Below are 18,929 nucleotides of genomic sequence, written 5' to 3'. Positions count from 1 at the left end.
TTAATTGTGTGCATCAATCATCTTCATAGAAGAAAATGTCTTTTTAATGTAATATTGAGTATAAGATTTACCTGACTGATAATCTTCAAAATACCATTTTCCATCTCTTTTAACTGCATTAAGAGCATGATGAGTCGCCCCATCAGGCAAAGGTGTATTAAATTTTCCAATAATTATTGCAGCTCCTCGACTCTCTGGTATAAAACTATTCAAATCATTAATCATAGACCCCAAATTCATTACTTCACTTGACACATTTTTAAATCTAGTTTTCAAGAATGAATTTGCCTCTTCAAAAGTTAATCCTGCTGGATTTTTTACTATTTTGGCGGATTCAAAAAATTCTCCTAAAGCAGAAGCATGGGCTTCTGAAGCGCAAAGCAAACAGTTACTCTTACCTCCAAGTTTATTTATTTGTCTACTCAACGTTTGAGCTCTTTTAGTAGATAATGCGAATTCTGATCTTGTAAGGTATTTTTCAAGATTTCCCCCTATTCGATTTCTGATACCACCACGTCTAAATCCATTAGCAAGAAAACTCTGTTCAGGGATACCATCAAAAGATAAAATTGTTCCCATTATAACTTGTGCTTGAGCTTTACGGTCACCTTTGTATGCTCGTCTGAATGTATCATACCCTCCTAACATCAAAGCTGCATCAAAAAGATAATTACCTGTTATATTTTTTGTCGGCCTATTAGCTGTGTGGCTTGGAGCATTTTCAAGTTCCCACCCCAAAGGATCTCTTGCTCTAAAGCTATGAGGATTATTTTTAGGATGATTAACATCAATTATTGAAAGTTTTGTACCAACCTTCCACCAAAACTCTTCAGAAAAAACAGATTCTAAACCTTCTAATTCTACCATGTGTATCACCCTATTCTCGCTAAAGGCATAAACAGAGTTCCAAGGATATTCTTTAAATAAAGGATCCACCACAAAGAACCTACCAACCCTTGGATCATGCATTCTATATTTGTAGTTTACAGAATTCCCTTCTCCTTTAACTTCGTTATCCATTTCCTGTCCCTGGAAACCATATCTGTAATCTCCAGAGTTCCCATGCCTATTAGGTAATAACATCCCAAAAGGATAGTAATCACTAAATGTAAGAACGTCTGGGGTAAAGGTAGTTAAATTTCCTGTAGTAACTGCATTCTTACGGTCGCTTACTACACTCATTATATTACCTAAATGGTTACTTAACTCATATCGCTTATCTCCTACAGTATTACTAAAAGTAATGGTAGCTGGTGTATCTGTAGTTGTGAGCAGTATGTTTTTTTCTTCTAACCCTAATCGACTACTACCATAGATATGATGCTCGCGTAAACGCATATCGGTAGCGACAGATCCACTGGTATTGGCTTCGTATACGCCCATTGTATTCCCCTGTGCATCGCGTGCATACAACGTGGTTTTGTTTTCTGGTAGTACTGTTTTAGAAATACGATTTCCCAGACCATCATAAGCAAAGCTTATGGTCGTACCATTACTTTTAGTAATCTGTTTTACTTTGCCATCTACGCGCCACTCGATATTGGTAATTCCTTCTTTTTTATCAGAAATCAGTTGTCCTATAGCATCATACTCATAGTTATTAGGATTCTGATCTTCGAGGTCATTAAACGAACTACCTGTAATGGCATCATCTACATGCCCTAACTGGTTAGAGCGTTTTTGTAACCCCGTATCGGGATCAGTAACCTTTTTATACGTATAGGTAAGGTCATCCATATTTACTACCGTACCCTGGCTATTTACTGCAGATCGTTGTAAGGTTTTTAAATTACCATTATTGTCATAACTATAACTGGTATTATAGGTAGGACTAGCCGTAGTACCAACCACCTTATTACTTTGCATAGCCTTAATACGGTTAAGCTGGTCATACTCATAATGGTTGCTCTGTGATGCGAGCATAGACTCATTATTATCAATCAGGCTGGTCACCATCTGCTTGATATTACCATTATATAGGTTTTTACTGCTTTGTAGTCCAGAGGTATTGCTATACGCAAAAGAGGTCGCATTGGTCGTACCTACAGATTTATAATCACCGGTATAGTAACTTAGAGAATACCCCATAGCATCTTTGGCTACGGTAGCACCATTGGCTCCATCTCCTCCCATATCGGTATCCGGGCTTAGGTTTTCTGAGTTCACTCCTTTTAGCCATCCTTGTAAGGTGTATGCATAATCCATCCCCTGTACTTTCTTATCCCCAAGTACTGTCCTGGCCAGTGGGCCATGCGCAAAGTATTGATAGCTGGCATCCTGTTCCCAGATCATTCCTTGATCAGAAGTTTGTACATTAACAATACGGTTATCTGCATCATATTGATACTTATGGATAAACTGATCTGGCTTCCCTTTTTGATAGGTTACTGTATTTACGTTACCACTAATCAAGTCATAGGCATACCGGGTGCGTTTCATACCCGAGGTAGGATCATCTAGCGTTAATGCCATTTGCTTATTATGCTGTACCAGTTCTTTTACATTACCGTGGATATCGTAGGTATAGAAAATCGCATGGTTATATTGGCGCTCTATGGTACCAGAACCATAGGTATCGTAGTAATAAATTGCAGATACACGATTACGAGTCGTGCTTGCATAATTATCTGCATCCAGCACCGTCTCAAAAATCTCTGTTGCTGCGATTTGTAAATCATTATATCGTGTACGGGTTACTTCTACTCGATTTGCAGCTATATTAACGGGGTAATTATCCTCTACCCGTGCAGGAACTTCGTTACCACCACTAGTATATACTAATTTACCCGTAGTATCATTAATACTGATCGCAGTATCTGGTATGAGTTCTCCCGCTTCAGTGATTCTACCCAACTCATCATAGGTAGTATAGCTAAATCTGTTATTAATACGTTGTTTTGCATTTTGAGAAGCTATAATCCTACCCAATTTATCATAAGCAAAGCGTGTAATGCCCCCATCTGGTGTTTTTTGCCATACCAGCTGGTTAAGAGAATTGTAACGATATTGCGTAAGCAACTCATGATTTGGCAAGAGGTTTGTACTTTCTGTGGCAATGTTATTTGCCCGATGTTGATTGATCTGATCATTAAGTGTTATCCCCGATGTATTCGTTGCCATTAGTTCTGCATTGGTAAAACGGTCGACACCTTCTGGAGGAACGGTTTGTAACAGGTTCCCCGACTGATCGTAATAATACAAGGTATATTGATATTCTTTATCAAAATACTTCATATCAAAGGTCTCTACGGCATCATCGATTGCTTTTTTGATATATCCTTTAACAAATTCTTCTCGTTTGATCGTGATAAAACTTTCGTAAGCATCTCTGGTATATGCTGCGCGTACACTTTTTACAAATTGTTCGCAATCTGTATCGTCTGGCACCTCTATAGTAACATCACTAAAATCTGTAGGGAATGCTCTAGGTACGCAGATATCTTCGTTCCCCGGTTGATTAAGATAATCTGTGGTAAATGCCGCCCAGGTTTTTATTGTACCACTACCACTCGTATGTGTAAAATACAAATCGATAATAGCTGGCTTACCTTTGTACGCTTGTCGCATACCAGGATATCCAAAATTAAACTCGGTAGCTCCAAAACGAGCCATAGACATATAATGCAGATCTAAGGTCGAGGTAATTCCGAATTTGGTGAGGTAATACTTATAATCATCAACCAGGTATTGCAAAGAGTTTTTACAAAATTCCTCTTCTGATACCACATCTCCTTCTTCTTTATCTGCGATACCGTTCATTACTGTGGTATAGGTAGTATACTTCTCTGTACAACTTACAGGAGGCACCACTGGTGGGATACAAACGCTAGGACCACAAGGTATGGTTTCGTCTGCGATAACAGTGGCGGATTTTTCTGCAAACAAAGTATTTCTTGATTGATTTGTCAAAGTAGATACTACACCTGATCCAAATAATGTACAAAAATCTTCACTCAATCCATCTCCTGAAAAACCTGTTCTAAAGAATTGAATTGGAATATTTTTAGCGATTTTCGAATTACCCAAATTATCGATGTATCTAACAGTCATAAATTGATTTCTCAGAATCATTATTTCAGAAATTGATCCAATTTCGAAAATTGAAGGAAAATCATCTTCAAACCTTATCCGAATTTGATTTCTTCCGGTCTCAATACCGTTAGTATCTTCCGTAATAAACTCAAAATAAAAGTTTCCAAAATTTTGGTTCCAAAACGCGGTTTGAGTTGCAAGAACTCTCCTATAACTGATTTTTAATTTTCCATTAAAAATTCCATAAGAATTATCAGTATTTGAAGTACTGTTTAATAGTTTCATTTTTCTATTAAAACCAGTTTGAATCTCAAAATTGTTTGTTATTTCTTGATTGTTAAAATCTATTTCAAAAACATCATCAGTAATCCCATCATTTTTTACTTGACTGACTGCTCTATTAAAAATAATTTTTAATTGATTTTCAAATGTATTCTCTTCAATAATATTTTCCGAACAGGCATCAGCATCATTATTATCAATCATTTCTGGGTTTTCTTGTATAGGAAGATTACCATAATTATCATATAATGAACACTTAAAAAGTAAACCATATGTGTAAGGGGAACCCTGATAATTATGAATATTCCATCTAGATTGAATATTATACATATCACTTGTAACTTCGTTACCGTTAACTATATATTTTGTAGAAAAATAATACAATGGATGGGTATTATTATTATTATATTTTATAGGATCCATTGAAATCATTCTTTCCAAACCATTAATGACATTAGCATCAAGAAGATTAAACATAAAGAAATGAATATCAGAAAACTGCACAACAAATCTATGATATATCCTGCCTGAACTATATGATCTTATAACACCAATTTTAATTTGATCCAAATTCGCAAAATCTACAGCAGCATTATCAATACAACTTCTATTATGGTAACAGGATTTTCCACTATTTAATGTAAAGAATTCCTGAAGAAATTGATTGTAATTTTGTAAAGTCTTCGCAGAAACAAGTAGTTCTTGGGTATTCTCTAAAACTGTGTTTTCTGCAAAAAACTCATTAACCAATGGAAGGAAATCTTTAATAAACTGCTGTAGAGTTGAATCGGTATCTATACAAACTGGACCCACAGGAGGTTCTTCAAAGAATTTGCAATAATCTCTGGTATATTCTGGTAATTCTAAACCTGGAGTTATATATCTAATAGAAAGGCTTACATCTCTAGTTTGTATGATACCTAACTCATTTTTATAGGTTATTCGAACTAAAGCCACAGGAGTAGGGAGATCTAATCCACCACCGCCTATCTCCTTAAACTCACGAATATCGAACGATACTATTTCTGTAATTGCTGAAGATGTAGTATCAAATGTTGAAAAATCAACTGCAATAATAGCCGCTTTGGCAAACACATCTTCGCTACCAGAGAATCTAATTTCAAATTTTCCTGCACTAGAAGACGTGTGTTTGATCTGAGTAATCGAAATATCAAAAGTCTCATTCGCATTCGTCGATGAGGCAATATCTGCTTTAAAACGATCCTTAAGTTTTGCTGCTGTTTTAAATTCATTGATGATAGCAGAACTGTAAGTGGTAAAAGAAGTACTCTCTGCAACATTAGTTATTCCATCATTTAGGACTTGTAACATATGATTCTCTAACAACTTTTCTCCATCTGCCTGATCAGGACAAGCAACTACTTCTGTAAGATCATCCCCTACCAAATCATTAATATCCCCACAACATAACAGGTTAATCAATCTGCATTTACCTGTTGTGGTATCACAAGATTCATACAACTTGGCGGTTACTACCTTAGGAAAATGATCTGCTTCGCGATAGGTAATATTTAATTGTTGTTCCTTAATCTCTCCCGTATCTGTATAGGTATAGTTTACATTGGCTCCTGTAATAATTTTTATGGTTGCTGCGTCTAAAGCATTCTCCAATACCATTGTAAATTTGGTTACTCCAGCTACTTCTATCGTATACGTGCCTACAGGGCCTGTTTTCCAAACAGCAGTGCCTCCACCAAAAAATGTATCAAGATACATCCCGGTATAGGATTCTAAACCATTCAGAGCTACACTAGCATTATTGATGGTATTGTTCGTTTCGAGTTCATATAACAGGTTACGTAATGCTGTTTCAAAACGAGAGGTATTATTACACCCAGAGATATCTGTACCGCTACCATCACCAATATATTCCCCTATTCCATCGGCATCAGTAATACTACAATTAGAAATTCGAGCCTGAGTAGTACCTGTTAAAATAATCTCCTGGGTAGTGGCAGTACTACCGGTACCTATACGCACCTCGGCCACCAGGCTATATTTAAATACTTTGGCGGTGCTATCATAACTAGGATAGATTTGTTTAATATTGGTAATCATCCAGTCGGATGCACGATAGTCATTCCATGTCTTCCCAAAAACCGATGCTGACGGTAAGTTTACTTCAATCGGAATATCGCCAACATCCTGATTATTTTGGTTAAATCGAATCTGTAACGTTCTATCACCATTTATCTTTGCATTTTTTACAGTAATAGCAACATCTGTGGGGTGTTCTCCTCCTAAATCAGTAAATAATGCCGGACTCAGATAAGCACCTGTATAGGCATTGGAGGTACTAATCCCTGAACTATATTCCTTAAAATAATAGGTAAGGTACATCTCTAAATCCCTGGCCTTGGGACATACACCTGTTGCTACATAATACTCATAATTGGTAAAGTTTGCCAGGTCATCATAAATATCTCTGGAATTATCCCCCGAGTTGTATAAATTATCAGATGGTTTAAAGCGTTTTTCTTTTTTCTCATATTGTGCTACATGTACATCTTTACACAATCCATTAGCTGTACCTGTAATTAATCCTTCTACTTTATTATTTACAGTAGTACTATAGTTGGATAGTACGGTAAGCAAAGTAGTGGGTGGTGCCTGTGTACCTATACAGCCGTTATAACATCCTTTGTTTATAGCATAAATATTACCAAATAAACTTTGGATCGTTTGCTTGGCAGTGGCATAATTAGCTTTATACGTATTCCAGAACTGATCTTTTTTAGCAACATCGGTAAATGTATCTACCTTAGCTACAATAGCCCCTGCTGTTGGATTGGCTCCTAATCCCAAATCACAACTCGAGATACTGTTACATACCAGAGTTCCCAAAGTAAACTCCATTACATTCTTATCACTGCCATTGTAATTCTGGGTAAGAGATTCTCTAATAATATCCTTTCGTGCTCCTTGAGAGGTTGTGTTTTCTACTCTTGGGATAACACTCGAAAAATAAGGGTCTCTACTTGATAACGTTTCTAAAGTTCCTAGTAAACCTGCTGTTTTTGCATCTGCAAATGTTTTAACTGATTGCAGATACATATCAAATCCATCAGAATTCATTTTAGCTCCACTAACTGTTGCTGTGACTTCGCAAACGGCATTTGCATATTCGAGGTAGCAGTATTCGGGATGATATACAATCAATGATTCTGCCCATTGCTCTTGCCAGATGTCATCACTTAGAAAATCTGATACATTAGCGAGGTATTGCGGCTCTACATACACAAACTCTGGATCGCCTGGCTTTTCTATAATAACAGCACCTTCTTGTAATGCTGGAGCATAGCTAATCTCTTCTTGCACCTCTCCAGCATCAGTAGTGGTAATAGTAATCGTTTGTTTTATTTTTACATAACTTATGGTACCTTCTTCATTATAATAGTGTCCTTTTGTGTATACTCCTGTTCCGCTTGGTGCGGCATCATATTTTGCATGGCGAGGATTACGCCAGCTATTAAATACTCCCGAAGAAGTTTTGGCGCTATACAATTCATTTGCTTCATTATAAATATTCAGCTTAGCATTATTTGCAGAAGTAGATGCTCCTGAAGCTTGGTTATTATATATATTTGCTGTATATGCACCATACTGTCCCAATGGTTTCATATCATTAAGCAATGCTGATGCTGCTATACCACAACTAATTGAATTGGCTACGATATCCTCTGTGGTATCACCTGTATCAATAGTACCATCTGCACATGGTGCATTACAAGCTCTTACCAAAGCATCCCATTGGATACCAAACACATCGCCCAATCTTATCTTTTCATTGGCTAATTCTGTAGCAGACAGGTAATCCAATTTTGAATAATCATAATTGGCTACCTGAGTAGTTACATAAGAAGCTCTTCCTCCATAATCTGCAACTAAAGCATCCTCACATTCTTTGCAAGTCACAAAACAACCTTCAAAACTTAATACGGGTAAATTCGTTACCTCTTCGGGGCTGATATAACAAGCATCGTTTTTATCCTGAAGTTTTTTTACATATGCATCTGCATACTCTTCTAAAGCTTCTCTACTCACCACCAAACTTTTGGTAATGCTGTAACTTCCTCTCTTTACTGGTGCTACAAATTCTGGTAATACAAATGTTCCTGGAGTTCCTTTACTTAAATCTATTTTTTCTTTTACCGGCACCGTCATTAGAGAATTCCCATCTATATCTAATACATTAATAGCCAGGTCATATACTAACGGATATTGTACATTATTTGTGGTAGTACAGGCATATTCAAAAAACGGATCATTAGCAACTGTATAGTTAAACGTTCTGTTTTCTTCAAAAGGAGAAACTTTAGTTCCTGCATATTCTAAGGCATCTTCTGATGCTCCATAGTTTTGTGTAGCAGTTTTTATATTATTATCGGTGTTAGTGTCTTTGGCATCTCTGGATAACTTACCCAACAGATCAACGTTTAGCTCTTTATGTAATCCGCTAGCATCGGCCTCATCAGGAAGTCCTATCAGATTCTGCGGTGAATACCCTGATAAAGCAGTAGCAATAGTTCTGCCCTGAGGGTCGATATAACTAATACTCGCCTGGCCATTAGGGTCAATTACCATATTCTTTTTATAATGTGCTTTATTCCCTACACTATAACCAAACAAGCGGTTTAATTCTTTCTGCTCTGGGGTACCATAATAATACTCCATCTCCTGACCACTACCCAATTGATGAGTAACTCCTACACCACTTTTTCTTCGTATACGTCCTGTGTTATCAGGCATATATTCGATCTGAGAGAATGGATGTCCCTCTGCATCAGGTATCCGATCTCTAAAATCACCATTAGTATCATTTGCTGCAGAATAGTATTTACTTGCTCCATTTGCAGTAGCCATTGCTTTTTCTGCAGTCGGTTGATCCAAAACATTTTGACTGTTCAGATCAAAATCTTTATAATCATATGGTGTCCCTGGTTGTAAGGTACTTTGATTAAAATCTCTAACATACCCTATTTGTTTTTGTGTTGTGGGAACTGGTAATACTTCTATTGCAGGACGACCTTGTGCGTCATAAATCACTTCGCCTATAATAGTATTATCGTCTGAATTGATTTTTGTAACGGTCTGACGGTTTCGTAACGTACCATCAAAATAGCTCACCACTTCTTTTTTCTTGCCTTCTTCTGCATAACTTGCCTGAAACTGCCAGTTTTTTCCAGTTTCATGATCTTCTGTTACTTGATAGACATCTGGCCAACTCGCAACAGTGGTTTTCTCATTAGTCCCACTACTCCATCTGCCATATTTATATTTAGATACATTCTCTTGATAGCGGCCTACAGCTCTTACTCTATAAATAATATACCCTTTGCTATAAATCAACGGAATATTGTATTCGTTATTTATGGTTTGAACACGTGTACTGTTTTGTTCAAAATCTCTGGTGTTAAACCTAATAAGGTCTGGAGTACGTGTCGTTTCAAAAGTATCTCCATAACTATCGATCCATGTCCATTCTAATTGATAATTATCCACTCCTTCAATCACAGGCCATTTTACTGTCAATTCGTTTCTTACGTTATCATGTACTGCTTGAAGAAGAGGGCTTGTATCTGAAAGTTGTTTATAGTTTTCTATATCTAACTGTGCCGCTAATCGTATATTTTCGGGAATATACCCATTGATATCTGGTGACTGACCTGCTCCCAAATCTTCATAAGTACCTTGTTGTACAGCTATCCGAGCTCCATACCTATCTTTTATAATATGTTTTCTTACATCGACTCCACTATTTCCTGATCCGGGAATCACATTATGCTCTACAGATAATTCTACCTGATATGTATTTGCATCATCAAAATTTCCGTTAGCCAACCTAGGAGTTACATTCAGTTGTATTGTATATCGAAACCAACCATATGGAGGCTGATCCGAATTTACATTCAAAATTATACTGGTAGCTGCAGAAACTGTAGTAGTATTCGCTAATGATCCAAGATCCGGACTAAATACTAGTGCAGTATTAGAAGTAATTGCACTACTAATTTCTGATGGATTATATTCTGATCTATCCTGGCTATAACCAAAAGTTATAACAAAAAATAAGATAAAAAGCTTAAGATATGTGTTCGTATTCTTCATAAATACATTTTCTTTTTAGTGTGCCTGATTGGTTAAGTGATACTCTTTATATTGTTCTGCTAATGTGATATTCTGTTTTGATAAAACATGGATATAATCCTTGAGAACGGGTGCAGCAGAACTCTCTAATTCTCTGTTTTTTAAATGAACTATCAAGCGCCCATAATCCATTTTTTTGGTATTACCGTCTACAAATGGTATTAATGTAGAGAAGAACAATTCCTGTTTTTCTATCAAATACTTCTCTTTATTAATATATAGTATTACTTTACCATATTGATTCTGAATATTTGGTTTGGCAGATACCATCTCGCAGACCAAAACTCCATTCTTTTCTGTAACTTTTACTTTATCATAAAAATCCAGAAAACTATTAATATCCAATAGCTGATTCTTTGAAGAAGTCCCTTTTGAACCTATGTAAGTTGCTGTTTTTGAAGTATGATCAATATTTAATTGCCCTCCTGGAAATTGAAGAATTTCTGAATTTAATACCGTCATTTGAGAAAACTCATTGTTCTTAACCATTTTTCCCTGGTAAGATTCTGTAATCGTATTTCCTGTTAACCCTCTATACATAGTATAGGTGACATCAATCTGATATTGCTTTTTATCATTGTATGATTGTGCTACCTTTTTAAAGAGATTTTTTATGTTTATATTTTGCGCATTATTTTGCTGTATACTTCCAATACAACATAATAAAATGATAATATATTTATATGTTTTTTTCATGCGTTTAATATTTTTAATTATTTGAAATCAATCAATTAAAAATTGAGACCCCGTGTAATCGCTGCGCGCTCTCATTATTTCTGCCCATTAAGTTTAGAGTTTCCTGAACGTGTTTCCTGAATGGTAAAGACTCCTCTTTCTGTCTCTTTTTTGACACGTATCAGACCACCTTCCTGATCATATTCATAAAAAGTTGCATAATTGTTTTCATCTAATTCTGATTTCAATCTTTGGGTAATAGGATCATATACAAAAGTTTTCATATTACCTTTAAAAGGATGTATTCTCACATCATCAAAATATACGTTTAGCTGCTCTAATCCATCTCCCTGAATATTGCTTTCTAAATGAATCTGCATATTTGTAGCGTCTATAGGGATTGTGAAATCAGCCGAAACTCTTTGCCAACCATCTACTATCTCTCCCTTTGGTTTAAACTCTATATCTGTTCTATTTTGAGGAATAATATCAACTCCATCTTTATTTCGATATCGTAATCGCAATAATGAATTTACATATTCCATAGCCTGATAATCGGGATCTATAGTGTAGGTATATTTAGTAATATTAGAAAACATTCCCGATGTTCTATAACTAGTATTTACAATATTATTTCTGTTATAGGACAATGATCCTCCATCAATTTTAAAAGACGAATTCATACAAAATTTAGTACCACATACAGAAGTTCCAGTAAAGTTTAAAGTAAGAGTAGGATTATTTAGAAGTGGATAGGGATAGTTATACCCTTTCACATTTGGTGTTCTATATTTAAATTGAGGTGTATGTTTTTTACCCGGAACCAATGAAAATTCAAATCCCACCGTTCTCTCTGGTCCTACTCCATTCTGTCTTTCTTTTACATATTCAAAATCATATATGGTTAAGTTTTTATCCACAGCATTTTTAATAAAAGGAACTAATACATCAAATTCGCGAGTATCAGGTTTTGGAACATATACTTCTGGGATATGCCTATCTGCTATTACCGGGGCCAAAACCTTGTCTTTCACAATATGATTTAATAAATCTGTAAATACATTACTTACTTCACTAAAGTTTCTGGTTACCGGGTTAATTGCCAATAATCCATCTTCTCGCACCCACGCACTTATTACATAACGTTCTCCCGGTTGAGGACGAAATCTTTCGCATCCGATCAATGAAGGTGGCAGTTCTTCTCTTATTGTTACTGTCACTTCTTCTCTAAATGTACTTGTACAGCAACCTATATCACCTGGTGTACAGTTTATATCTGTTTGGGCTGCATAATAAGTTCTTCCATCAACAAGTTTTTCTGTAGGATTATATGCCGTTCCTCCAAAAGCTGCATCATACCATAGGATATTATTTCCTGTAGCTACCAAATCTGAAACATATACTGGATCATTTGTATAAAAAATCTGATTTTTATTGGTTACAATTGGTGCAGGGACATCAAAAATAGAAACGGTAATTCTTTTCCTGGTACTTTCATTATTTAATGCATCTCTCTGAACTAAATAATATACTCCTTTATCAACCAAACCTTCTGTAGATACATATGTTTCTGTTCCGGTAGCTGCTTTGTACCATACCAATGTATGGCCACTTAAAATTGTATATCTAGCCCCAAGATCAGCTATAGTAGGACCCGTTGATTTACAGAAATATTGCCATCCGTCTCCTTCTGGTTCAAATACTTTTACAGCAACAACAACTTCAAATCTACAGCTAACAGAGCCTTGCTGCGCAAAATATGATTTTCCGTCTTCTAATACCGTATTTATGTCAAGAGGCATTCCTCCAGTAGGTGTACTATACCAGTTAATATTTGTTCCTGTGATCTTAAGGTCTTTTATTTTAGAGTTTGATACTATTGAAAATGCCTGATAACCTTCTTCTTCAACTCCCGGAGCACCTTCATTCAAGTTTACTTTTACGCCTACTCTAGGGTCACTTGAATTTCCTTCAGCCCAATATACTATAGCTTCTAATTCTGTAGATCCAACTAAAGCTGTTCCTCCTGTTTGCGTTTCATACCAAGTAACTGTTGGTGTATTAGGAATCGGAGATACTAAATCACTTATTGTTGGAATTTTCTCAGAGCTACAAAAAGATTGAGTCGAATCCCAATTAGGCACAAGTACAGAAAGGGTGATAGAATTACGTACCAAAGTTAATCCTGTAACAACACTATTCGTAGCTGTAAAATGATATACTCCAGCGTCAGCAGCAGTTGCACTGGTTATTATTAAATCTTTATTTGTTGCTCCTGGTATTGCAATATTATTTTTATACCACTGATAACTATTATTAGTACTTGTAAGTGCATTACTGGTAAAGGTTATAGATTTACCCGTGTAAATAGTATGATTTTCTACCAGATCAACTTTTGCCTGAGGAATGTACAAAAAGCTAATAAGATTTGTTACGTAAGTATTAAATTCTGGTTCTACATTCCAAAAAACAAATCTGTTCGAATCAATCATCAGATGTTTTAAACTAGTCAACTGACTTAATGCCGTAGGTACTCTTCCCGAAAGTTGATTATCACTAAGATATAATTGCTGTAAATTTGTTAATTGCCCAAATTGAACTGGGATTGGTCCAGACAATTGGTTTCTCGCTAATTCGAGGTATTTAAGGCTTGATACATTTCCTAAAGCAATAGGTATGCTTCCTGAGAGTTGGTTATCATTTGCTTTAAAATCTTGTAATTTTCTTAGGTTTCCTAATTCTGCAGGAATAGTATTGGTCAATTCATTAGTACTCAACCATAAAAATTGAAGATTGCTTAATGCTCCAAACTCCACTGGTATACTTCCTGTAAGTTGATTATGATTTAAATAAAGGTGTTTTAAACTGCTTAATTGTCCTAATTGAACAGGAATACTTTCTGTAAGCTGGTTTCTAAATAAACTAAGTTCTTCTAATTTAGTAAGGTTACCTAATGATGCAGGAATACTTCCTGATAATTGATTATCACTTAGACTAAGATACCTCAAGTTTAATAAGTTACTTAGCTCAACAGGAATTGTTCCTGTTAATAGATTACGATACAAGCTAAGTCTTTCCAGACTTGTAAGATTACCCAGTTCTACAGGTATATTTCCTGTAAGTTGGTTCCCCATTGCTTCTAAGGTTTTTAAGCCTTTTAATTTTCCTAAAGCAGATGGGATTTCTCCTGTTAAATGATTCCAGGAAAGATATAAATGTTCCAGACTTAATACTTTTCCTAAAGTAGATGGAATATCACTTGATAATTTATTATCATTTAGTCGTAATGTGGTAAGATTAATTAACTGAGAAATTGAAGCAGGGATTTCTCCTGCTACATTATTTTTTGGTAATGACAAAGCTGTTACTTTCCCATCTACAACGGTAACTCCATACCAATCACAAACCGAAACTGTAGCCGATAACCAATTTGTATTATTGGTCCATCCTGCTCCATTTGTAGTATTATAAAAATCTATTAGTCCTTGCTTTTCTGCTGCCGATACTCCACAAGAATCAGCCGGAGCTATTGATATGGTTATCGAATTACGTTCTATTGTTAGTTCTGTTACGATACTATTGGTTGCTGTAAAATGATAAACTCCCGCATCACTTTCACTAATAGCATTAAATACTAATTCTTTATTAGTAGCTCCCGGAATAGCTACACCATCTTTATACCATTGGTAGCTATTATTCGTACTGGTAAGTATATTCGATGTTAAAGTTGCTTGCAAACCAGCAACAACAGTTCTAGATTCAATTTCATCAACTTTAGCTTGTGGGTTATGAATAAAACCTACTCCTAGTTTAGCTTTTAGAGCAGTAAACGTAGGTTCTATTTCTGAGAATATAAATTTATTATCAAAAATGGCGAAGTTTCTAAATCCAACAAATTGATCCAATCCGGTAGGGATGGTACCAGAAAATAGATTATTATCTATTTTAAATATCTCTAATTTGGTTAATTGAGTAAATGTAACAGGAATGTTACCTGATAATTGGTTATTAGATATTGCTATTGATCTTAAATTACTCAACCCTCCTAACTCTTCTGGAATACTACCCGTAAGTTGATTTGAATTTAACTGAAGATCTTCGAGTTTTATTAATTGTCCTAATGATTTTGGTATACCCCCTATAAAACTATTGTTGGATAATAATAAATGCTCTAAATTTGATAATTGATCAATGTTTTCGGGGATTTCTCCCTCTAATTGATTGTTACTTAAATTCAATGTCTGTAACTTGATTAAGGTTAGTAATTCTAAAGGAATCTTCCCTGTAAGCTGATTATCTGAAAGCTGAACATCTTGCAGACCAACCAATTGAAACAAAGAAGAAGGAATATTACCTGCCAGGGTATTGTTTACTAACCTTAATGAGGTTACTTTTCCATTAGTCACCTTTACTCCATACCAATCGCATACTTTAGAATTAGGATCATTGATTAACCAGGGCTTGTTATTTGACAAAGTATTAGCCCAATTAGCTCCATTCGTAGTATTATAGATATCGATTAAAGCCTGACGTTCTGCTGCCGATATTTCACAAGAAGAGGTACCTACTTCTAATTTTACTTGATGACGTGTTAATGTTAGTCCGGCAACTACACTATTTGTTGATGTAAAATGATAAATCCCAGCATCTGCTTCACTGGCAGAAGCGATTACAAAATTCTTATCTGTTGCTCCTGCGATTGCTACATTGTCTTTATACCATTGATACGTATTATTTGTACTGGTCAAGGCAATGCTAGTTAAGGTAATAGGTTCTCCTACTGCTGCAGATATTATTTCTTCCTGATCTACTTTGGCTTGTGGACTATAGACAAAATTAGCTGCTAGTTTCGTTTGTAAAGCTATAAACGCCGGCTCTATTTCTGAGAACACAAATTGATTATCGAAAATAGCAAATTTTGTAAATCCAACTAGTTGATCAAATCCTGAAGGGATACCACCGGCAAGTTGATTATTACTTATTCCTAACTCTTCTAAACTGGTTAATTGAGTATACTCAACCGGGATATTCCCTGTAAGTTGATTATTATTTAGTTGTAGGTTTTTTAATTGTGTCAACTGCCCTAATTCTTTCGGTAGGTTTCCTATAAAATTATTATCAGACAATATAATCTGCTCTAAGTTTGTTAGCTGTATAATTTCAACAGGAATTCTTCCTTCTAATTGATTATTAGACAGATCGAGTTGTTTTAAATTAGTCAATTCTATCAAAGAAGTTGATAAACTTCCTGTCAAATTGTTATTCCCTAATTTTACTTCTGTCACTTTTCCGTTTACTACGGTTACTCCATACCAATTACATACTGGAGTATCTGTTAACCAATTCGTTTTTGTAGTCCAACCCGCTCCCCCGGTTTGTGTGTAAAAATCGATAAGCCCTTGCTTTTCTCGAGCAGATACTGAGCACACATCCGACGTAACTTTCAAAGTAATAGGGTTACGTTCTAAAATCAAGTCATGTACAATAGAGTTGGTCGCTTCAAAATGATATACTCCCGCATCACTTTGTTTGGCTGCTGTTATTTTATATGTACTATTTATAGCTCCCGATATTGCTGCTCCATTCTTATACCATTGATAGCTATTATTACTACTGGTAAGTGCCTTGGTTCCTAAAATAATTTCATCACCTAGTACAACCGGTTGTTCTTCTTCCAAATCGACTTTGCCCTGTGGGAAATATTTGAACCCTGATCCTAATCTTAAATTGTATGCATTGAACTCTGATTCAAGATCAGAAAACACAAATTGATTATCGTTGAGGTATACTAATTGAAGTTTAGGTAATGTAATTAAGGTAGAAGGTATTTTTCCTGAAAGTTGATTATCCTGTAACCATAAAGACTCCAGGTTTGACAATTCACTTATAGCATCTGGAACCCCACCTGTAAGTTCATTACTGTGAGCATCCAATGCTTTTAGATTTGATAACCGGCCGAATGTAACCGGAATACCTCCTGACAGTTGATTATTATAAATATATAAAGATTGTAACTTTGATAGATTCCCCAACTCTTCAGGAATACTACCTGAAAGACTATTGTTATATAGATTTAAATCTACCAAATTAAGTAATTCCCCAAAGGTTACCGGAATACTCCCGGAAAGTTGGTTATTATCTAAATGCAGTGATTTTAGATTTAACAATTGTCCTAATTCTACCGGAATATTTCCTGTAAGAGCATTGCTATAAAGGTTTAAATCTGTAAGGTTAGATAAAATTCCCAATGCTACGGGAATCTCTCCAGATAGTTTATTTCCCTGAAGGTGTAAATATCTAAGGTTACTAAGTTTAGATAAAGAAACAGGAATAGTTCCTGTTAATTTATTGTGCCCTAAATACAGGGATCTTAACTTACTTAATAATTCTAATTCTGTAGGAATCTCCTCATACAAGTCATTTTGATTTAGAGATAAAAACTCAAGATTTGCTAACTGTCCCATCTCTACAGGAATTGTTCCTGTAAGTTGATTCGTTTCCAGGTTTAACTTGATCAGGTTTACCAGCCCATTTATTCCAGCTGGAATGTCACCCACCAAATTATTACTAACTAACTCTACCGCAATAACTTTACCATCTATTACAGTAACACCATACCAATCACAAACCGGAACTGTAACAGATAACCAATTTGAATTATTGGTCCAATTGGCTCCATTTGTACTATTGTATAAATCAATTAGTGCTTGTTTTTCTACTGCAGAAACTCCACAACCATCTGCCGGGCTTATCGATAAGGTTATTGGGTTACGAGTTAATGTTAATCCAGTGACTACACTATTGGTGGCAGTAAAATGATATACTCCTGCATCTGCATCTGTAGCATTAGAAATGATCAAATCTTTGTTTGTTGCTCCGGTAATTGCAACCCCATCTTTATACCATTGATAACTGTTATTTGTACTGGTTAATACTGTACTGGTTAAGGTTATATTTCCGTTTTTAATAACCGATAAGGTTTGTGTTTGATCTACTTTGGCTTGAGGAGAATAATTAAATATATTCACTTTTGCGTTTAAGTCATTAAAATCGGCTTCAACATCTGAAAAAATAAACTTATTTGTATTAAATCTAAAAGTTGTTAAACCTGATAAATTTTTCAGGGAAGATGGGATTTTACCACTCAAATTATAGTTTTCTGCTATATTAATCCTAAAAAGACTGGCAGAAAGTTGTCCTAGTTCTGGTGGTATCGAACCCGATAATTGGTTTCGCAATAAATTCAAATCTCTTAAACTTGATAAGTTTCCTAATTCTGGAGGAATACTCCCGGTTAATTTATTACTATAGAGCATCAGATCAAGTAAATCTGGTAGATTACCTAGTTCTGCCGGTATGTTTCCTGTTAATTGATTAGAGTTTAAATACAAATATCTTAACTTAGATAAAGTTCCAATATTTGTTGGAATGTTTCCTGATAAATTATTAAAATTCAGATATAATGATGATAGATTTGGCATATTACCAATGCTTGTAGGTATACTTCCATTTAAGTTATTATTAGTAAGTGATAAACCTCTTACTTCATCATTAGCAACAGTAACTCCATACCAATCACATACTTTAGAAGTAGGATCATTAATCAACCATGGTTGATTATTTGCTGTTGTATTGGTCCAATTTGCTCCATTTGTACTATTGTATAAATCAATTAATGCCTGGCGTTCTGCAGCAGAAACTCCACATGGATCAGCTGGGCCTATCGATAAAGTTATTGGATTACGAGTTAACGTTAAGTCTGTAATCACACT

At 35.3% G+C, this 18,929-nt stretch carries 3 protein-coding genes; all 3 read right to left on the bottom strand.

The annotated features are described in order from the left end of the window. Positions 1-10,443, bottom strand: a complete 10,443-nt coding sequence (locus ATO12_RS22880) for an RHS repeat-associated core domain-containing protein (protein WP_034247121.1) — start codon at positions 10,441-10,443, stop codon at positions 1-3. Positions 10,444-10,458: 15 nt separating this feature from the next. After that, positions 10,459-11,178 carry a hypothetical protein gene (locus ATO12_RS22875; RefSeq protein WP_034247119.1) on the bottom strand — a complete coding sequence of 240 codons (720 nt, stop codon included), beginning with the start codon at positions 11,176-11,178 and terminating at the stop codon, positions 10,459-10,461. 74 nt (positions 11,179-11,252) lie between these two features. After that, the coding region (locus ATO12_RS22870) for a leucine-rich repeat domain-containing protein (protein WP_034247117.1) at positions 11,253-18,929 on the bottom strand (7,677 nt) is incomplete at its 5' end.

It is taken from the genome of Aquimarina atlantica (genome assembly GCF_000626715.1).
GTDB classification, from domain to species: Bacteria; Bacteroidota; Bacteroidia; order Flavobacteriales; family Flavobacteriaceae; genus Aquimarina; species Aquimarina atlantica.
This window is presented reverse-complemented; position numbering and strand designations above follow the sequence as displayed.

Excerpts from the sequence above, each read along its gene's own strand:
- ATO12_RS22880 (WP_034247121.1), bottom strand. The coding sequence starts at position 10,443 with ATGAAGAATACGAACACATATCTTAAGCTTTTTATCTTATTTTTTGTT.
- ATO12_RS22875 (WP_034247119.1), bottom strand. The coding sequence starts at position 11,178 with ATGAAAAAAACATATAAATATATTATCATTTTATTATGTTGTATTGGA.